General features: G+C 68.4%; 16 protein-coding genes, 1 pseudogene and 1 riboswitch. Of the genes and pseudogenes, 6 read left to right on the forward strand and 11 right to left on the reverse strand.

Annotated features, from left to right (window positions below; translation table 11 throughout):
- Together ABD378_RS09955 and ABD378_RS09960 are read left to right on the forward strand one after the other, a co-directional pair.
- Nucleotides 1-200, forward strand: a pseudogene (locus tag ABD378_RS09955) (SLC13 family permease); the annotation flags it as partial.
- 17 nt (nucleotides 201-217) lie between these two features.
- Entirely contained in the window at nucleotides 218-1444 is a 1227-nt protein-coding gene (locus ABD378_RS09960) for a glycerate kinase family protein (RefSeq protein ID WP_344520202.1), read from the forward strand.
- Here the strand turns inward: ABD378_RS09960 and ABD378_RS09965 are convergent.
- The 6 genes from ABD378_RS09965 to ctaE form a co-directional block, all read right to left on the reverse strand.
- Nucleotides 1396-2769 carry an aminotransferase class V-fold PLP-dependent enzyme gene (locus ABD378_RS09965; RefSeq protein WP_344520203.1) on the reverse strand — a complete coding sequence of 458 codons (1374 nt, stop codon included), beginning with the start codon at nucleotides 2767-2769 and terminating at the stop codon, nucleotides 1396-1398. The two genes, ABD378_RS09960 and ABD378_RS09965, sit on opposite strands and share 49 nt — an antisense overlap.
- A gap of 181 nt (nucleotides 2770-2950) precedes the next feature.
- Nucleotides 2951-3067, reverse strand: a riboswitch (SAM riboswitch).
- 85 nt (nucleotides 3068-3152) lie between these two features.
- Entirely contained in the window at nucleotides 3153-4217 is a 1065-nt protein-coding gene (trpD, locus tag ABD378_RS09970) for an anthranilate phosphoribosyltransferase (RefSeq protein ID WP_344520204.1), read from the reverse strand.
- A gap of 139 nt (nucleotides 4218-4356) precedes the next feature.
- Nucleotides 4357-5985: a cytochrome bc1 complex cytochrome b subunit gene (gene qcrB, locus ABD378_RS09975; protein ID WP_344520205.1), complete on the reverse strand. Its 1629-nt coding sequence runs from the start codon at nucleotides 5983-5985 to the stop codon at nucleotides 4357-4359.
- Nucleotides 5982-7037 carry a cytochrome bc1 complex Rieske iron-sulfur subunit gene (gene qcrA, locus ABD378_RS09980; RefSeq protein WP_344520206.1) on the reverse strand — a complete coding sequence of 352 codons (1056 nt, stop codon included), beginning with the start codon at nucleotides 7035-7037 and terminating at the stop codon, nucleotides 5982-5984. The genes qcrB and qcrA overlap by 4 nt, the downstream gene beginning before the upstream one ends.
- Nucleotides 7034-7843: a cytochrome bc1 complex diheme cytochrome c subunit gene (gene qcrC, locus ABD378_RS09985; RefSeq protein ID WP_344520208.1), complete on the reverse strand. Its 810-nt coding sequence runs from the start codon at nucleotides 7841-7843 to the stop codon at nucleotides 7034-7036. The genes qcrA and qcrC overlap by 4 nt, the downstream gene beginning before the upstream one ends.
- Before the next feature lie 84 nt (nucleotides 7844-7927).
- Nucleotides 7928-8548 (reverse strand): aa3-type cytochrome oxidase subunit III, encoded by a 621-nt coding sequence (ctaE, locus tag ABD378_RS09990; protein WP_249590366.1) that lies wholly within the window; start codon nucleotides 8546-8548, stop codon nucleotides 7928-7930.
- 178 nt (nucleotides 8549-8726) lie between these two features.
- Between ctaE and ABD378_RS09995 the strand changes: the two genes are divergently transcribed.
- A complete protein-coding gene (locus tag ABD378_RS09995) occupies nucleotides 8727-9128 on the forward strand; it encodes a DNA-binding transcriptional response regulator (RefSeq protein ID WP_344520210.1) in 402 nt (133 codons plus the stop codon).
- A gap of 111 nt (nucleotides 9129-9239) precedes the next feature.
- Here ABD378_RS09995 and ABD378_RS10000 read toward each other — a convergent pair whose 3' ends face one another.
- The 4 genes from ABD378_RS10000 to ctaC form a co-directional block, all read right to left on the reverse strand.
- Nucleotides 9240-10487, reverse strand: a complete 1248-nt coding sequence (locus ABD378_RS10000; RefSeq protein WP_344520211.1) for a L,D-transpeptidase — start codon at nucleotides 10485-10487, stop codon at nucleotides 9240-9242.
- A 132-nt stretch (nucleotides 10488-10619) separates the two neighbouring features.
- The gene (locus tag ABD378_RS10005; RefSeq protein ID WP_344520212.1) at nucleotides 10620-11018 is read right to left on the reverse strand and encodes a cytochrome c oxidase subunit 4; all 399 of its coding nucleotides are present in this window, start codon (nucleotides 11016-11018) and stop codon (nucleotides 10620-10622) included.
- Entirely contained in the window at nucleotides 11015-12751 is a 1737-nt protein-coding gene (ctaD, locus tag ABD378_RS10010) for an aa3-type cytochrome oxidase subunit I (protein WP_344520213.1), read from the reverse strand. Before ctaD ends, ABD378_RS10005 begins: the two co-directional genes overlap by 4 nt.
- Nucleotides 12748-13710 (reverse strand): aa3-type cytochrome oxidase subunit II, encoded by a 963-nt coding sequence (gene ctaC, locus ABD378_RS10015; protein WP_344520214.1) that lies wholly within the window; start codon nucleotides 13708-13710, stop codon nucleotides 12748-12750. The genes ctaD and ctaC overlap by 4 nt, the downstream gene beginning before the upstream one ends.
- Nucleotides 13711-14042: 332 nt before the next feature.
- Between ctaC and ABD378_RS10020 the strand changes: the two genes are divergently transcribed.
- Nucleotides 14043-15422, forward strand: a complete 1380-nt coding sequence (locus ABD378_RS10020; RefSeq protein ID WP_344520215.1) for a cysteine desulfurase/sulfurtransferase TusA family protein — start codon at nucleotides 14043-14045, stop codon at nucleotides 15420-15422.
- Here the strand turns inward: ABD378_RS10020 and ABD378_RS10025 are convergent, their stop codons facing one another.
- Complete coding sequence (locus tag ABD378_RS10025; protein WP_344520217.1) at nucleotides 15423-16397, reverse strand: carbohydrate kinase family protein; 975 nt, start codon at nucleotides 16395-16397, stop codon at nucleotides 15423-15425.
- A 135-nt stretch (nucleotides 16398-16532) separates the two neighbouring features.
- On the opposite strand from ABD378_RS10025, the gene ABD378_RS10030 reads away from it, so the two are divergent.
- Nucleotides 16533-16778 carry a hypothetical protein gene (locus ABD378_RS10030; RefSeq protein WP_344520218.1) on the forward strand — a complete coding sequence of 82 codons (246 nt, stop codon included), beginning with the start codon at nucleotides 16533-16535 and terminating at the stop codon, nucleotides 16776-16778.
- A gap of 166 nt (nucleotides 16779-16944) precedes the next feature.
- Entirely contained in the window at nucleotides 16945-18444 is a 1500-nt protein-coding gene (locus tag ABD378_RS10035; protein ID WP_344520219.1) for a hypothetical protein, read from the forward strand.
- Nucleotides 18445-18487: the final 43 nt, after the last annotated feature.

Raw genomic sequence — 18487 nt, forward strand, 5'->3', positions numbered from 1 at the left:
CCACGGCGGCCGCCGGCTTCTGCCACACCCTGCCCGCATCCGCGAAGCCCGTCACGCTCTTCGCCGACATCCCGGGCACCCCCACCTACACCCCGCGCGACCTGCTGCGCCTCTCCGCGGTCCTTGCACCGCTGACCGCCGCCCTAGTCCTGCTCTTCGCCGTGGCGCTCTGGCCGCTGCTCGGCGTACCCGTCCGCTGAACCCCAGGAGACTGTCCATGCTGACCCGTTTCGCCATCGCCCCCAGCGGTTTCAAGGAGTCCCTGTCCGCGCAGTCCGCCGCCGAGGCCATCGCCGAAGGAGTACGCCGCGTCGTCCCGCACGCCGAGACCGATCTGATCCCCCTGGTGGACGGCGGCGAGGGCACCGCGCGCGCCCTGGCCACCACGGGCGGCGGCCGCCTGGTGGCGCTGCCCGCCACCGGCCCTGTCGGCCAGCGGATCGGCACGCACTTCGCGCTGCTTCCGTCCGGTACCGCCGTGGTGGAGATGGCCGCGGTCGCCGGGCTCTCACTGGTCCCGCGCGATCTGCGCGACCCCGGCGCCACGACCACGTACGGCGTCGGCGAGCTGATCAGCGCCGCGCTCGACGCGGGCGCCCGCCGCATCCTGGTGGGCTGCGGCGACTCCGGCACGTCGGACGGGGGCGCGGGAGCGCTCCAGGCGCTCGGCGCCCGGCTCCTTGACGCGGACGGCTGGGAACTCCCGCGCGGCGGAAGGGAGTTGACCCGTTTGAGCCGCATCGATCCCTCGGGCCTCGACCCCCGCCTGAAGGACACCGAGATCCGCGTCGCCTGCAACCCCTTCAACGTCCTGACCGGCGAGCGCGGCGTCGCCCGCGTCTTCGGCCCCCAGAAGGGCGCGACCCCCACGCAGGTCGAACAGCTCGCGACGGCCTTGGAGCACTGGGCGCACGTCCTGACCCGCGACCTGCAGATCACGGCTGACCTCTCCCTCGGCCCCGGAACAGGCGCGTCCGGTGGCCTGGGCGCAGGTCTCGCGGCACTCGGCGCCCAGCTGCTCCCCCGCTTCGACGTCCTGCTCGACGACCTGGACCTGGACGCCCGCCTGGCCCGCGCCGACCTCGTCGTCACCGCCGAGGGCGCCCTCGACCACCAGACGCCGCGCGGCAAGGTCCCCGCCGAAGTGGCAAGGCGCGCCAAGCGGTTCGGCCGCCCGGTCCTGGTCCTCGCGGGCACGATCGGCCAGGGCGCGCACCACGTACGGGCCGAGGGCGTGGACGCCTACAGCGCGATCCTGCCCGCTCCGGTCTCGCTGACCGAGGCGCTCGGGCGGGGCGGCGAGTTCCTCACCGACGCGACCGAGCGGGCCCTGCGGATGATCGTCCTGGGGTCACGCCTGAAGGGACGGACCAAGAATCAGGCTCAGGCTCAGCCTCAGGCAGCCGTGGTGTCCGGCACGCAACGCCCTTCCTCCGTGCGGTAGTTCCAGCGCGCGCCGTCCGCGACGAGTTCCTTGACGGCACGCACGAAGCGCTCCACATGCTCGTCCGGGGTGCCCGCGCCGAAGCTCACGCGGATCGCGTTCAGGGACTTCTCGCCGGGCGCGGCCTCGGGGGCGCCGCACTCGCCCTGGGTCTGCGGGTCGCTGCCGAGCAGGGTGCGCACCAGCGGGTGGGCGCAGAAGAGACCGTCGCGTACGCCGATGCCGTACTCGGCGGAGAGCGCGGCGGCGAAGTGCGAGCTGTTCCAGCCCTCGACGACGAAGGAGAGGACCCCGACGCGCGGCGCGTCGTCCCCGAAGAGCGAGAGCACCTTCACGGCGGGCACGTCGGCGAGGCCCTCGCGCACCTTCGCGATCAGATGGCGCTCACGGGCGACGAGCTCGTCGAAGCCCGCCTCGGTCAGCGCCTTGCAGGCGGAGGCGATGGAGTATACGCCGATGACGTTCGGCGAACCGGCCTCGTGGCGCGCGGCGGTGTCGTGCCACTCGACGTCCACGCCGCCGTCCGTACGCCGCGCGACCTTCCGCGAGGCGCCGCCGCCCGCGAGGTAGGGCTCGGCATCCCGCAGCCAGTCGGAGCGGCCCGCGAGGACACCCGAGCCGAAGGGCGCGTACAGCTTGTGGCCGGAGAAGGCGACCCAGTCGACGTCCAACTCGCTGATGGAGACCGGGTGGTGGGGCGCGAGCTGCGCGGCGTCCAGGACGATGCGGGCGCCGTGCGCGTGCGCGGCGGCGGCCAGCTCCTTGACCGGCCACAGCTCACCGGTGACGTTCGACGCGCCGGTCACGCAGACCAGGGCGGGCCCGTAGGGGTCGCGGTCGGCGAGGGCGCGCTCCAGGGTGGCGACGGCCTGGTCGGCGGTGCGCGGCGCGTTCAGGTACGTCACGCGGGCGTCGCGCCACGGCAGGAGCGAGGCGTGGTGCTCGGTCTCGAAGACGAAGACCTGGCAGTCGGCCGGAAGGGCCGCGGCCAGGAGATTGAGCGAGTCGGTGGTCGAACGGGTGAAGACGACCTGGTCGTCCTCGCGGCAGCCGAGGAACTCGGCGACGGTGACGCGGCTGTTCTCGAAGAGGTCGGTGGAGAGCTGCGAGAGGTACCCGGCACCGCGGTGCACGCTGCCGTAGTACGGCGCGTACGCGGCCACGTCGTCCCACACCCGCTGCAGCGCCGGGGCGCTGGCCGCGTAGTCGAGCGCCGCGTAGGTCACCTCGCCACCGGTGACGAGCGGCACGGTGACGTCACGGCCGAGGACGGGCAGCGGGGCGGCACAGACGGTCTTGTCGGCGGCAGCGGTGGTGACAGACATGGCGAACTCCCGTGGGAAGGCAGGCGAGTTCACTGCAAGGACGCCCGTACGGCGCTGCAGTGACGAAGAGAAAAGGGGGTGCGGAATAGGGGCCGGGAAGCCCTATCGCATTCGCTTGCTCACGAGACTGCTCCCTTGAGGACCAGGACCCCAGGGGTACGACACTCATCGAGTGCGCAGGGGTCCGCGCTTGCCATACGCCTTGCTGCGTACGGCCTGGTCTTCACCCGGGGCACCCCGCCACGGACGGAGGGTTGCCGGACAGCGAGCCGGGGCCTAATCGCTGTCACTCATGACCTGTGCAGCATCTTGCCATACGATCTTCGACGCGCAAGGCGCAGTCCAGAATCCGGACTGCGCCTTGCGTCACATTCGGGTCGGCCTCAGCGGTTGCTGGCCGCCACCCACCGCTCCAGGGCCTTCTTCGCGGCCCCGGAGTCGATCGACTCGGCCGCCTGGGCGATGCCGCCGCGGATCTGCTCCACGAGGCTCCCCTCACCCGGCGAGAGGGCCACGAGGGCCGCCGCCGAGTTGAGCAGCACCGCGTCCCGTACGGGCCCGCTCTCGCCGTCCAGGAGGCGCAGCGCCACCTCGGCGTTGTACGAGGCGTCAGCGCCCCGCAGTGCCTCCACGGGGACGAGGTCGATGCCGACGTCCCGCGGGTCGAAGGCCTCCTCACGCACGGCGCCGTCCCGCACTACCCAGACCCGGGAGGTCGACGTGGTCGTCAGCTCGTCAAGGCCGTCGTCGCCGCGGAAGACGAGGGAGGAGTGCCCGCGCTCGGCGAAGACCCCGGCCACGATGGGCGCCATCCGTGCGTCGGCGACACCGACGGCCTGGGCGCGCACCCGGGCCGGGTTGGTGAGCGGACCAAGCAGGTTGAACACGGTCCGGATCCCCAACTGGCTGCGCGCACCGCCCGCGTACCGCAGCGCCGGGTGGAACTTCACCGCGAAGCAGAAGGTGATCCCCGCCTCCTCCGCGACCTCGACGACCCGCTGCGGGGTGAGCTCGAGATTCACGCCGAGCTTCTCGAGCACGTCGGAGGCGCCGCTGGCCGACGACGCGGCGCGGTTGCCGTGCTTGACGACCTTCGCGCCCGCGCCGGCGATCACGATCGCGGACATCGTGGAGATGTTGACGGTCTTGGCACCGTCACCGCCCGTACCGACGATGTCGACGGTCCGCCCCGGCACCTCGATCACATTGGCGTGCTCGTACATGGTGCGTACGAGACCGGAGATCTCCTCCACGGTCTCGCCCTTGGCCCGCAGCGCCACGACGAAGCCGGCGATCTGCGCGTCGGTGGCCTCGCCCCGCATGATGCGGTCCATCGCCCAGGCCGTGTCGTCGGCGCTCTGGTCGTTCCCGTCGAGCAGGCCGTTCAGCACACCCGGCCAGGAACGGGCCGCCGCGGTGTTGCCTCCTGCGGGGGTCACAGCGCTCATCTGCCGCTCCTGGGTTCGTTTAGGCGTAGGACAGGAACACCTTATCCAGCCCTGGGGACGGCAAAGAGCCCCGTCCATGCACTGGATGCATGGGACGGGGCTCTCGCCGTGGCGACCTTGTAGCTAGAGCGTCAAAGGATCAGTGGTGGCCGTGGCCGCTCGTGATCTCCTTGTACTCCTCGGTGGTGGGCTTGGGGATCTGGTTGTCCTCCCCGTAGTAGCTCTTGGAGAGCTTGGCCCTGAGCTTCTGCGAGCCGGTCACCTTGCGCTCGACGCCGTTCTCGTCGACCGAGGGGCCGATCTCGACCGGCGCGTACTGCTCGTGCGCGGTGAGCGTGTGCAGCTGCTCCTGGTTGAGCGGCTCGTGGACCTCGATGAACTCACCGTGCGGCAGGCGCTTGATGATGCCGGACTCGCGCCCGTGCAGGACCTTGTCCTTGTCGCGCCGCTGCAGACCCAGGCAGATCCGCCTGGTGATGACGAAGGCGAGTACCGGTGCGACGAAGAACGCGATGCGCACGAACCAGGTGATCGCGTTGATCGACAGGTGGAAGTGCGTGGCCCACAGGTCGTTTCCACCACCGATGAGCAGCACCATGTACCAGGTGATCCACGCGACACCGAAGGCCGTACGGGTCGGGACGTTGCGCGGGCGGTCCAGGATGTGGTGCTCGCGCTTGTCGCCGGTGACCCAGGACTCGATGAACGGGTAGACCGCGATCGCCACCAGGACCAGCGGGAAGATGATCAGCGGGATGAACACACCCAGGACGAGCGTGTGACCCCAGGCGTTGATCTCCCAGCCGGGCATGAAACGGATCAGGCCTTCGGAGAAGCCCATGTACCAGTCGGGCTGGGCTCCGGTGGAGACCTGGTCCGGCCGGTAGGGACCGAGTGCCCAGATCGGGTTGATCGTGGCGATCGCCGAGATGGCCGTGATGATGCCGAAGACCAGGAAGAAGAAGCCTCCGGCCTTGGCCATGTAGACCGGCAGCAGCGGCATGCCCACGACGTTGTTGTTGGTCTTGCCGGGGCCCGCGAACTGCGTGTGCTTGTGGTAGAAGACCAGGATCAGGTGGGCCACCAGGAGGCCCATCATGATGCCGGGCAGCAGCAGGATGTGGACCGAGTAGAAGCGGGCCACGAAGTCGCCGCCGGGGAACTCCCCGCCGAACAGGAACATCGACAGGTACGTGCCCACGACTGGCACGGACAGGATCGCGCCCTGCATGAAGCGGACACCGGTGCCGGAGAGCAGGTCGTCCGGGAGCGAGTAACCGGTGAAGCCGGTGAACATGCCCAGGACGAACAGCAGGAAGCCGAAGATCCAGTTGATCTCACGGGGCTTGCGGAAAGCGCCCGTGAAGAAGACGCGCATCATGTGCACGAACATGGCCGCGAGGAAGATCAGCGCCGCCCAGTGGTGGATCTGCCGGATCAGCAGACCACCGCGCACATCGAAGCTGATGTGCATGGTCGAGTTGAACGCCTCGGACATCAGCTGGCCCTGCAGCGGGACGTAGCTGCCGTGGTACTCCACCTCGTTCATCGACGGGTGGAAGAACAGCGTCAGATACACACCCGTGAGGATGATGATGATGAAGCTGTAGAGCGCGACCTCACCCAGCATGAAGGACCAGTGGTCCGGGAAGATCTTGCGCATGTTGGCCTTGGCCAGGGAGTAGATCCCCACCCGGCCGTCGGCCCAGTCGGCGACCCGCTCACCGGCGGGTGCCTTCTTACGGTTGTCGTTCGCCGAAGTGCTCATCCGCGCTCCCAGAATGCAGGACCGACGGGCTCGGCGAAGTCGCCGAGCGCCTCGAGGTAGCCCTCTTCGTTCACGGCGATGCGCAGCTGCGGCAGCGCGTGACCGGCCGGGCCGAAGATCACTCGGGCACCGTCGGAGAGGTCGAAGGTGGACTGGTGGCACGGGCAGAGGACGTGGTGCGTCTGCTGCTCGTACAGGGAGATCGGGCAGCCGACGTGGGTGCAGATCTTCGAGTACGCGACGACACCGTCGTGCGACCACTCGAGCTCCTGCTTGTCCTTGATGTTGTCCGGCTGGATCCGGACGATCATCAGGGCCGCCTTGGCGATCTCCTTCTGGAAGTCGTGATCGTGCTCCTCCAGGCCCTCGGGCTTGGCGAAGGTCAGCGAGCCGACCTGGATGTCCGACGGACGCAGCGGCTCGTTCGTGTTCATGTTCACGAGCAGCTTGCCCTTGGACCACAGCGTGTGCCGCAGCTTGTCCTCGGGCAGCGGACCGAGGTCGCGCAGCAGGACGACGCCGGAGAGCGGCACCATGGCAAGCGCGCCGAACATCGTGTTGCGGATCAGCTTGCGGCGGCCGAACTGCGACTCCTCGGCACCGGCCTTGAAGTCGGCCATGACCTTGGCCTTGACCTCGGGCTCGGCCGCGATCGGGTGCCGCTCGTCGGCGACCTCCACATCGGACATCAGGGTGCGGGCCCAGTGGACCGCTCCCGCACCGATGCAGAACAGCGCGACGCCGAGGGTCATGCCCAGGGAGAAGTTGAGCGCGCTGATGTGGCCGATCGGGAAGATGTAGATGCTCTTGTCGACCGGGAACGCCACATACGAGGCGATGAATCCGATCGTGGCCAGCATCGACAGCGTGAACAGGAAGGCGACCGCACGCTCGGAACGCCTGGCGGCCCGCTCGTCGATGTCCTGGACACGATGCTCATGGGGCGGAAGCCCCGGGTCGGCGAACGGGTTCTCGTCCGCTACAGCCACCGAGCCGTGCTCGGTCTCCTGCACGTCGGGCAGGTTCTCTTCTGATTTCTCTTGGCTACTCATGACTTCTTGGCCTTTGCGGTCCGAGCGGCGACCCACACGGCGACCGCGATCAGCGAGCCGAGACCGAAGATCCAGCCGAACAGGCCTTCACTGACCGGACCCAGACCACCCAGCTTGAGACCGCCAGGGCTCTCGGTCTGTTCGCCGTTGACCGCGTCGAGGTACGCGATGATGTCCTTTTTGTTCTTCTCCGGCATGATCGTGTCGGGGAAGGACGGCATGTTCTGCGGGCCGGTCTGCATGGCCTCGTAGATGTGCTTCGGGGAGACATCCTCCAACGAAGGAGCGAACTTGCCCTTCGTCAACGCGCCACCCTCACCGGTGAAGTTGTGGCACTGCGCGCAGTTGGTGCGGAACAGCTCGCCACCCTTGGCGATGTCCGCCCCGTCCGGGCTGTACTGCTTCTCGGTGGGGATGGTCGGGCCCGCGCCCAGCGAGGCGATGTACGCCGCGAGCTGGTCGATCTGGGCCTGGTTGTAGATGGCCTTCTTCTTCGGCGCCTGGGCGCCCGGCTGCTGGAGCGGCATACGGCCGGTGCTGACCTGGAAGTCGACGGCGGCTGCGCCGACGCCCACCAGGCTAGGACCGTCGGAGGACCCCTGACCGCCGGTTCCGTGGCAGCTGGAGCAGCCCACGGAGTACAACTTCTTGCCCTCGTCGATGGCGAGGGACTGGGCGGTGTCTTCGGCCTGCGCCTTGTCCGCGGGTGCGAACGCGGCGTACAGCCCCCCGGTGGCCGCCAGCGCGAGGAGTAGTACGACGACCGCCGCCAGCGGGTGGCGTCGTCGTGCGGAGAGCTTTTTCACGGATTACCCCGGTGTCAGGATCTTCTGCGTCGATGCTTCTGGAATGAGTCGGAACGTCGGGCCCGTCTGAGCCCGGCCCCCCGTTTACTTGATCATGTAGATCGTGGCAAAGAGACCGATCCAGACAACATCGACGAAGTGCCAGTAGTAGGACACGACGATGGCTGCGGTCGCCTGCTCATGGGTGAACTTCCTGGCCGCGTACGTCCTGCCGAGAACCAGCAGGAAGGCGATCAGGCCGCCTGTCACGTGCATGCCATGGAAGCCGGTGGTCAGGTAGAAGACCGAGCCGTACGGGTCGGACGAGAGCGAGAGGCCCTCGTGCTTGACCAGCTCGGTGTACTCGTACACCTGACCGCCGATAAAGACCGCACCCATGATGAAGGTGACGATGAACCACATCCGGAGCTTCTTCACGTCACCACGCTCAGCGGCGAACACGCCTAGCTGGCAGGTGAGGGAGGAGAGCACCAGGATCGTGGTGTTCGTCGCCGAGAACGGGAAGTTCAGCGCGGACGCCATTTCCTTCCAGTGCTCAGGTCCTGTCACCGATCGCAGGGTGAAGTACATCGCGAAGAGGGCCGCGAAGAACATCAGCTCGGAACTGAGCCAAATGATGGTTCCGACGCTGGTGAGGTTCGGCCGATTGACCGGCGGGTGCGCGTGCCCGGTATCTACTGTCGTTGCTGTCGCCACGACCGACATTATGTCGGTCGCTTATCCCGCCCTCACCCCGGGGGGTGCCGTTCGGAGTGTCTGCGGGGTGTGTCCTGCCCGTATGGCCCATCGAAGGCCTGTCCGAACCGCTGTTGACGGGGTGTCCGGAGGAGTAGCATCCGCGCATCGGTCCCCGGCGAAATGCCCTCAACGAAGCGGAGGAACAATGCAGCCGACCGCCACGGTGCTGGTCTACAGCGACAACGCGAGCACCCGCGAGCAGGTCCGGTTGGCCACCGGACGCAGGCCGGCGGCGGACGTTCCCGCGGTCGAGTTCATCGAGTGCGCGACGCTGCCCGCCGTGCTGAAGGAGCTCGACCGGGGCGGCGTCGACGTCTGCGTCCTGGACGGCGAGGCCACGCCCATCGGCGGCATGGGGGTCTGCCGTCAGCTCAAGGACGAGATCTTCCACTGCCCGCCCGTGCTTCTCCTCATGGGGCGCCCGCAGGACGCCTGGCTGGCCACCTGGAGCCGCGCGGAGGCCGCCGTGACTCTTCCGGTCGATCCGGTCGAGTTCGCGAACTCCCTGGCCTCTCTGCTGCGCGACAGGCTGGCCGTCCAGGCCTGACGCGGCACTTGGCACACCGAGAGGGGGCCCGCGCGTCGCGCGGGCCCCCTCTCGTCGCTTCTCAGCGCTTCTCAGCGCTTCTCGGCGCTTCTCGGGGTCTCCTGCGGCGGATCAGACCTGCGGCCGGAGCCGGGCCGCGTCGACCGCCGTGGGGCCTTCCTTGACGCCGCCCAACAGGGCGCTGCCGTCCCGCCAGTCCTTCCAGTCGACGTTCCAGTCGCCGAAGCCGTTGCCGAACGGATCCATGTCCGCGCCATAGCTGTTGACGACCCTCACGATGTCGCCCTGCCGGACGGTCTCGTAGAACCAGGCGGCGTTGCCGGTGCTCATTCCGGTGCAGCCGTGGCTGGTGTTCGCGTTGCCCTGCGAGCCGACCGACCAGGGCGCGGCGTGCACGTACTCACCGGAGTCGGTGACCCGCGTCGCGTAATAGACCATCTTGTCGTAGAAGTCCGATGCGCCGATGCTGGCACTGGTCATACGTACGGCGTATTCCTTGCCGAGGACCACCTTGACGCCGTTGCGCGTGGAGTAGCCGGGCTTGCCCGTGGTCACCGGCATGGAGTTGATCTCCTCGCCGTTGCGATAGACCGTCATCCAGTGCGACCCGGCGTCCGTCACGGCCTCGATGCGGTCGCCGATGGTCAGCCGCAGCGGCTTGGCGGCGCCGCCCCAGAGCCTGTCGCGGACCTTGATGCCCTCGAGGTTGCTCCGTACGTTGATGGTCGCGCCCGTGGGCCAGTACTCCTTGGGGCGGTAGTGCAGCGTCTTGCTGTCCACCCAGTGCCAGGCGCCCTCCGTGGCGGGCTGGGTATCGACCTTCAGGGCGCGCTCCACGACGGCCCTGCCCTTCTTGTCCTTCACCTTGGCGCTCAGCTTGGCCGTGACGGGCTGGCCGACGCCGTACTTGCCCGAATCGGGGCCGAAGGTGACGTCGAGGCGCTTCTTCTTCGCCGCGGCGTTCGTGTCGAAGGTCATGACCTTGCGGCCCGGCGAACCATCCTCGTCCTCGGTGCTGACCCGCACTGTGTAGCGCGTGCCCGCCGCGAGGGGCGCCGTGCTGTGCCACCGGGCGCCGTCGGCGGCGAGTTCGCCCGCCACGTACCGTCCCTGCGCGTCGGTGGCCGTCACATCGGTGATGCGCCCGTCCTCGCCCTGGGCGGTGACCTCCAAGGGCTTGTCCGGATCCGCCTTCTGGCTGCCCACAGGGCTGTTGAAGGCGATCTGGCCTGCCGCGTCGTACGGCTTCGCCGAGAGCGGATGGCCGTCGGAGCTGCCGCACGCCGTGGTTCCCACCCCGAGGGCGGCCACCAGCATGGTGCAGCTCAGTACCGTGCGGATTCGCGGTGAGTGGCTCATAAACACACGGTATGAAGGTTCATCGGCCTCGGCGCGTCGAGTGACCCGTACGAGTGTCAAGCGCAACACGCCGAGGGCCCGGACTCTCCTGACGGAGTGTCCGGGCCCTCGGTGAAGCGGGGAGTCACAGACTCACTGGGTCTGGTTCTCGCCCCGGTAGTACTCGAAGACCCAGCCGAAGAGGCCGATCATCAGGATGGGGAGCGAGAAGTACAGCAGCCACCAGCCGAAGACGACGCCCATGAAGGCGAGCGCGCCACCGATGGCCAGCGAGAGCGGCTGCCAGCTGTGCGGGCTGAAGAAGCCCACCTCGCCGGCCTCGTCCGCTACGTCGGCCTCCTTGTTGTCCTGTGCGGCCGCGTCGACACGCCGGGCCGTGAAGGCCAGGTAGTAGCCGATCATGATGCACAGGCCGAAGGCCAGGAAAAGCGCGGTCGTACCGGCCGGCTCCTTCGACCACCAGCCGTAGACGATCGCCATGGCGAGCACGAAGACGCTCAGCCAGATGAACATCTTGCCTTGGACCTTCACTTGCCGGCCTCCTTGCCGCCCGCGAGCGCCTTGTCACCGTGGCCGGTGTTCTCGAGCTGGTCGAGAGCCGCGATCTCAGGGTGATGCAGGTCGAACGCCGGGGATTCGGAACGGATCCGCGGCAGGGTGAGGAAGTTGTGCCGCGGCGGCGGGCAGGACGTCGCCCACTCGAGCGAGCGGCCGTAGCCCCACGGGTCGTCGACCTCGATCTTCTTGCCGTACTTGGCGGTCTTCCAGATGTTGTAGAAGAACGGCAGTATCGACAGACCGAGCAGGAACGAGGCGATCGTCGAGATCGTGTTCAGAGCAGTGAAGCCGTCGGCCGCGAGATAGTCCGCGTAACGACGCGGCATGCCCTCGGCGCCCAGCCAGTGCTGCACGAGGAACGTGCCGTGGAAGCCGATGAACAGCGTCCAGAAGGTGATCTTGCCGAGCCGCTCGTCCAGCATCTTGCCGGTGAACTTCGGCCACCAGAAGTGGAATCCGGAGAACATCGCGAAGACCACGGTGCCGAAGACGACGTAGTGGAAGTGCGCGACCACGAAGTACGAGTCGGATACGTGGAAGTCCATCGGCGGCGAGGCCAGGATGACGCCGGTCAGACCACCGAAGGTGAAGGTGATCAGGAAGCCGACGGCCCAGAGCATCGGTGTCTCGAAACTCAGTGAGCCCTTCCACATCGTTCCGATCCAGTTGAAGAACTTCACGCCTGTTGGCACGGCGATCAGGAACGTCATGAAGGAGAAGAACGGTAGGAGCACGCCACCGGTGACGTACATGTGGTGCGCCCACACGGTCACGGAGAGACCCGCGATGGCGATCGTCGCGCCGATCAGACCCATGTAGCCGAACATCGGCTTACGGGAGAAGACCGGGATGACTTCGGAAATGATTCCGAAGAATGGCAACGCGATGATGTACACCTCTGGATGGCCGAAGAACCAGAAGAGGTGTTGCCATAGCAGCGCGCCGCCATTGCCGGCGTCGAAGATATGGGCACCGAATTTACGGTCCGCCTCCAGGGCGAACAGCGCGGCGGCCAGAACCGGGAAGGCCAGCAGGACCAGAACCGCGGTCAGCAGGACGTTCCACACGAAGATCGGCATCCGGAACATCGTCATGCCGGGTGCGCGCATGCAGATGATCGTGGTGATGAAGTTGACCGAGCCGAGGATCGTGCCGAAGCCGGAGAAGGCCAGACCCATGATCCACATGTCGGCGCCGATGCCCGGCGAGCGGACGGCGTCCGACAGCGGGGAGTAGGCGAACCAGCCGAAGTCGGCCGCACCCTGCGGGGTGAGGAAGCCGGCCACCGCGATGAGCGAGCCGAAGAGGTACAGCCAGTACGCGAACATGTTCAGCCGCGGGAACGCCACGTCGGGCGCGCCGATCTGCAGCGGCATGATCCAGTTCGCGAATCCGGCGAACAGCGGCGTCGCGAACATCAGCAGCATGATCGTGCCGTGCATCGTGAACGCCTGGTTGAACTGCTCGTTCGACATGAGCTGCGAGCCGGGACGAGCGAGTTCGGCGCGCATGAAGAGCGCCATCACTCCGCCGATGCAGAAGAACGCGAACGACGTGACCAGGTAGAGCGTGCCGATCGTCTTGTGGTCAGTGGTCGTCAACCACTTGATCACGACATTGCCCGGCTGCTTGCGCCGTACCGGCAGCTCGTTCTCGTACGAGTCTTCTGCTGCCGCGGCACCCTGAGGTTCGTTGAGGATGCTCACAGGTTGTTCGTCTCCCGGTTCTTCTCGTGGCTCGTCTGCTCGATGCCGGCCGGGATGTATCCGGTCTGGTTCTTCTTCGCGAGGTCCTCGAGGTGCTTCTGGTAGCGCTCGGGGGAAACGACCTTCACGTTGAAGAGCATCCGGGAGTGGTCGACACCGCAGAGCTCGGCGCACTTGCCCATGAAGGTGCCCTCCTTGTTGGGAGTCACCTCGAAGGCGTTGGTGTGGCCCGGGATGACGTCCTGCTTCATGAGGAACGGCACCACCCAGAAGGAGTGGATGACGTCACGCGAAGTCAGTACGAAGCGGACCTTCTCGCCCTTGGGGAGCCAGAGGGTCGGACCCGGGTTGCCGTTCTGCGGGTTCCGCTGGCCGGGCGTGCCGACGTCGTAGACGCCGCCGGCGTTGGACGGGAACGCATCGCGGAACTTGTCCGGGATGGCCTCCAGCTCCTTGGCCGACTTCGCGTCTCCCTTGTTGGAACCCGGCACGTCCTCGATGTAGTTGAAGCCCCAGCTCCACTGGTAGCCGACCACATTGACCGTGTGGGCAGGCTTTTCGTCGAGATGGAGGAGCTTCGTCTCATCACGTGCCGTGAAGTAGAAGAGCACCGAGACGATGATGAGGGGAACCACCGTGTAAAGCGTCTCGATGGGCATGTTGTAACGCGTCTGCGGAGGTACCTCCACCTTGGTGCGGCTGCGCCGGTGGAAGATGACACTCCACAGGATCAGACCCCAGACCAGCACGCCCGTGGCGAGCGCTGCCGCCCACGAGCCCTGCCAGAGGGAGAGGATCCGTGGAGCCTCTTCCGTTACCGGGGTGGGCATACCAAGGCGGGGAAAGTCCTTGTATGTGCAACCGGTGGCGGTTGCAAGGATCAGGCCCGCAGTCAGCACCTGCGGCAGCTTCCGCCGCATCGGGCGCCGCGACGAGCGGTCGGAGCCGTTGGGACTCACGTAGCGCCTTCCCGAGAGTCTCGGCCCGCGCTTCGGCTGCGGCCTTCTCGGTGGTCGGTCGCCGCCCTGCGGCGGGCAGGGGTTTGGATGTTTATGCGGGCCAAACCTTACTGGACGCTATTTGGGGTCGCGCGGGGAGGGTGCCTAACGCGCCGCGGGTCACTCGGGAGGGTGGGACGCCCTGCCGTCCACCCCTTTCTGACGGGGGGTCTGGGCGCCCAACGGCTCGGCGGGGCCCCTTTGTCCGCGACCGCGAGTCCGTCGTGGCTTGTCGCGCCGTTCCCCGCGCCCCTTTGGGGCCCGTCCCTGGGCGCACGCTTTAGCGTTGCTGCGTGTCCTACTTTGATGTCGCCTCCTCCGCTCCCCTCCACCCCGTGGCCCGGCAGGCTCTGCAGGCCTCGCTCGATGAGGGGTGGGCCGATCCCGCGCGGCTCTATCGCGAGGGGCGGCGGGCCAGGCTGCTGCTCGATGCCGCCCGGGAGGCCGCCGCCGACGCGGTGGGCTGCCGCCCCGACGAGCTCTCCTTCACCTCTTCCGGCACCCAGGCGGTGCACTCCGGGATCGCCGGGGCGCTCGCCGGGCGTCGGCGTGTCGGGCGGCATCTCGTGGTTTCTGCGGTCGAACACTCTTCGGTGCTGCACGCGGCGGCGGCCCTGGAAGCCGACGGGGGGACGGTGACGGAGATCCCGGTGGACCGGTCCGGTGCGGTGTCCCCGGCCGCGTACGTCGCCGGTCTCCGCCCCGACACGGCCCTTGCCTGCCTCCAGTCCGCCAACCACGAGGTGGGCACCGAGCAGCCGGTGGCCGATGTCGCCTCGGCGTGTCGCGCCGCCGGGGTGCCGCTCCTCGTGGACGCGGCGCAGTCGCTTCCGTGGGGCCCGGTCGGCGGGGAGTGGTCGCTGCTCGCCGCGAGTGCCCACAAGTGGGGCGGGCCCGCGGGCGCGGGTCTGCTCGTCGTGCGCAAGGGGGTGCGGTTCGCTGCGCAAGGCCCCGCCGACGAGCGGGAGTCGGGGCGCGCCCCGGGCTTCGAGAACATCCCGGCGGTGGTCGCCGCCGCGGCCTCGCTGCGCGCCGTACAGGCCGAGGCCGCCGAGGAGGGGGCCCGGCTGCGGGAGTTGACGGAGCGGATCAGGGCGCGGGTGCCGGGCCTCGTGCCGGACGTGGAGGTGGTGGGCGACCCGGTGCGGCGCCTGCCCCACATGGTGACCTTCTCGTGTCTCTATGTCGATGGGGAGACCGTGCTGCACGAGCTGGACCGGGCCGGCTTCTCGGTCTCATCCGGCTCGTCCTGCACCAGCTCGACGCTGACCCCGAGCCACGTCCTGAAGGCGATGGGCGTACTGAGCGAGGGCAACGTCCGGGTGTCACTCCCACGGGGGACCCAGGAAGCGGACGTCGAGCGTTTCCTGGAGGTGCTGCCGGGCGTGGTGGCCGGGGTGCGCGAACAGCTGGGCGCGCCGGTGTCGCCCGCGTCACGCGCGCAGTCCGCTTCCCTCGTCGTGGACGCGCTCGGCAAGCGCTGCCCGCTCCCCGTCATCGAGCTCGCGAAGGTCATCGCGGACGTGCCGGTGGGCGGCACGGTCACGGTCCTCGCCGACGACGAGGCGGCGCGGCTCGACATCCCGGCGTGGTGCGAGATGCGGGGGCAGGAGTACGTGGGCGAGGAGCCGGCGGACCACGGCTCCGCTTATGTGGTCCGCCGGAGCTCCTGACTAGGCCAGGTGGGCCTGGACCTCGGACGCCGCCTCATGGCCGTACGCCTTGGTGAAGCGGTCCATGAAGTTGCTGCGCTGCAGCTCGTACTCCTGTGTGCCGACGGTCTCGATGACCAGGGTGGCGAGCATGCAGCCGACCTGGGCCGCGCGCTCGTGGGAGACGCCCCAGGCGAGTCCCGACAGGAAGCCCGCGCGGAAGGCGTCGCCGACGCCGGTCGGCTCGACCTTCGCCTCCTCCTCGGGGACGCCGACCTCGATCGGGTCCTGGCCAGCGGACTCGATGCGCACGCCGCGCGAGCCGAGGGTCGTCACGCGGTGGCCGACCTTCGAGAGGATCTCGGCGTCGGTCCAGCCGGTCTTGGACTCGATGAGCCCCTTCTCGTACTCGTTCGAGAAGAGGTACGTGGCGCCGTCGAGGAGGTTGCGGATCTCGCTGCCCTCCATGCGCGCGATCTGCTGGGAGAAGTCCGCGGCGAAGGGGATCTCGCGCGTCCGGCACTCCTCGGTGTGGCGCATCATCGCCTCGGGGTCGTCCGCGCCGATGAGGACCAGGTCGAGACCGCCCACGCGGTCGGCCACGGTCTTCAGTTCGATGAGGCGGGCCTCGCTCATGGCGCCCGTGTAGAACGAACCGATCTGGTTGTGGTCGGCGTCCGTGGTGCACACGAAGCGCGCCGTGTGCAGCGTCTCGGCGATGCGGACCGACGCCGTGTCCACGCCGTGCCGGTCGAGCCAGTCGCGGTACTCGCCGAAGTCCGAGCCCGCGGCGCCGACAAGGACCGGCCGGGTGCCGAGCTGGCCCATGCCGAAGCTGATGTTGGCGCCGACACCTCCCCTGCGTACATCTAGGGCGTCGACCAGGAAAGAGAGAGAAACCGTGTGCAGCTGATCCGCGACCAGTTGGTCGGCGAAGCGGCCGGGGAAGGTCATCAGGTGGTCAGTGGCGATGGAGCCGGTGACTGCGATACGCACGACGGCATGCTCCTGTGGAGGAGAGGCAAGGGATTGACAGTTCACGCTACCGGGTCGGGACACCCTCACTGAAGAGGCCAAACTACCCGTTAGTAGGTCTTTTTTCGCGGGGTGTGCGATGCGTACGGTGCGGATATGGCCGTTATCTCGAAGCATGTCGTCACAACGCGTCCCGTCGAGCTGCCTTCCGAGCCCCCGGAGAACCCGGAGAACCCAGAGAACATGGAGACGTTGCGCGGGGACTGCGCCCGCATGGCTCCCCACTGGGTGACCCCCGCAACCGCCGCGACCGTCCCGGTGTCGCCCGCGCTGATCCATGGGATCGAGGTCCCGACCGCGTCCGCGCGACTGATCGACGGCATGTCCGAGTACGGCGACTGAGACAAGGTCCGGTCCGTGACCGGTCCAGGGGCATCGGCGCGCGCCGAGGGAACCGCGCGCTCCCCCGCTGCGTCCCACCGCTGTCCCCCGTAAAGGGGACGCGGAATACGAACGAGGCCCACGCACGGGCCTCCAGGGACAGCAGTGCAGTCGAAGGAGCGATGCGGTGAGCACCGAGCGATCCGTTCATGACGGGGCCGAGCAGCAACGGCGGCGTTCCCGCCTTGCTGTCGCGTCGGTGGCGGCCACGGTGCTGCTCGTCGGTGGCGGCGGCGCCTACTTCGCCGCGACCGCGTCAGGCGGCAGCGACGGCAACGGCAGTTCTCCCGCCGCCGACGGCGGTACGCCTCCGCCGCTTGCCCTCGACGGACACACGGACGGCGACCGGCAGGAGGGCGGCACCGGCGGCACGGACGGCATCGCCCCGGGAGAGCCCGACCCGAACGGCGCCGCCTACCGCGCCGAGGGCAAGCTGCCCGGCGGCCCCGATTCGGCGGCCGTCCACCACGCGCGGGGCACCGTCGGCCAGGATCAAGTCACCGAACTGGCCAAGGCCCTGGGCGTCACGGGCAAGCCCACCTCGCAGGACGGCGCCTGGAAGATCGGCCCCACCAAGGACGGTTCCGGGCCCTCGCTCCAGGTGAGCAAGCAGGCGCCGGGCACCTGGACGTTCACGCGGTATGCCACCGGCGGCGGCGACAACTGCCAGAAGGGCAAGTCCTGTTCACAGACCTCGGAGAACCGGGAGACGTCCACCGCGCCGAACGGCGAGGGTGACGCGGTCGGCGAGAGCGCGGCGAAGAAGGCTGCCGCGCCGGTCCTGAAGGCCGTGGGCCAGGACGACGCGAAGCTGGACGCCCGCCAACTCATGGGCGGTGTACGGGTGGTGAACGCCGACCCGAAGGTGGGCGGGCTCCCGACGTACGGCTGGTCGACCGGCATCCAGGTCGGCTCGGACGGCCAAGTGGTCGGCGGCAGCGGCCAGTTGAAGGCGCCGGTGAAGGGTGCGACGTATCCCGTGATCAGCGCCGGGGAGACCCTGGAGCAGCTCAACAAGACCGGCGACGGAGACGGACGCGTCGGCATCGGCGGCTGCGCCACAGCCGTGCCCGAGGACAAGGCGGGCGGAGAGGGGCAGAAGCAGGCGCCGTGCGAGGAGCCCTCCTCCGCGCCCCCGAAGCCGCAGCCGATCACGGTGAAGGGCGCCACGTTCGGGCTCGCGGTGCACTTCGTGGACGGGCGCCAGACGCTCGTGCCCGCCTGGCTGTTCGACGTGAAGCCGCAGGGCGCGAAGGACACGTTCACGGTGACGCACCCGGCGGTGGAGCCGAAGTTCCTCACCTCGCCGAGCACTCCGTCGCCGACCCCGACGCCCACCGAGAAGCCGGGCACCGGCCAGAAGGACCCGGCCCCGCGTGTCGAGGCCTACCGCGCGGACGGCAAGTCCCTGACGGTGCACTTCTGGGGCGGCGTCTGCAGCGACTACTCGGCGTCGGCCGACGAGAGCAAGGACAGCGTGCGCGTGAAGGTGACCGAGACCCACAAGAAGGGCGAGGTCTGCGTGATGATGGCCAAGGAGTTCACGCGGACCGTGACCCTGGACAAGCCGCTCGGCGACCGCGAGGTCGTGGACGCGGCGGGCGGCGAGACGGTGCCGCGCAAGTAGCACCCCACACCAAGCACGCCCACACCAAGCACGCGAAAACGGC

It is taken from the genome of Streptomyces rectiviolaceus (assembly GCF_039533825.1).
Taxonomy (GTDB): domain Bacteria; phylum Actinomycetota; class Actinomycetes; order Streptomycetales; family Streptomycetaceae; genus Streptomyces; species Streptomyces rectiviolaceus.

What these genes read in the sequence shown, in the direction of transcription:
- ABD378_RS09960 (WP_344520202.1), top strand. Translation starts at nt 218, where the DNA reads ATGCTGACCCGTTTCGCCATCGCCCCCAGCGGTTTCAAGGAGTCCCTG.
- ABD378_RS10030 (WP_344520218.1), top strand. Translation starts at nt 16,533, where the DNA reads ATGGCCGTTATCTCGAAGCATGTCGTCACAACGCGTCCCGTCGAGCTG.
- ABD378_RS09965 (WP_344520203.1), bottom strand. Translation starts at nt 2,769, where the DNA reads ATGTCTGTCACCACCGCTGCCGCCGACAAGACCGTCTGTGCCGCCCCG.
- trpD (WP_344520204.1), bottom strand. Translation starts at nt 4,217, where the DNA reads ATGAGCGCTGTGACCCCCGCAGGAGGCAACACCGCGGCGGCCCGTTCC.
- qcrB (WP_344520205.1), bottom strand. Translation starts at nt 5,985, where the DNA reads ATGAGCACTTCGGCGAACGACAACCGTAAGAAGGCACCCGCCGGTGAG.
- ABD378_RS09995 (WP_344520210.1), top strand. Translation starts at nt 8,727, where the DNA reads ATGCAGCCGACCGCCACGGTGCTGGTCTACAGCGACAACGCGAGCACC.
- ABD378_RS10000 (WP_344520211.1), bottom strand. Translation starts at nt 10,487, where the DNA reads ATGAGCCACTCACCGCGAATCCGCACGGTACTGAGCTGCACCATGCTG.
- qcrA (WP_344520206.1), bottom strand. Translation starts at nt 7,037, where the DNA reads ATGAGTAGCCAAGAGAAATCAGAAGAGAACCTGCCCGACGTGCAGGAG.
- ctaE (WP_249590366.1), bottom strand. Translation starts at nt 8,548, where the DNA reads ATGTCGGTCGTGGCGACAGCAACGACAGTAGATACCGGGCACGCGCAC.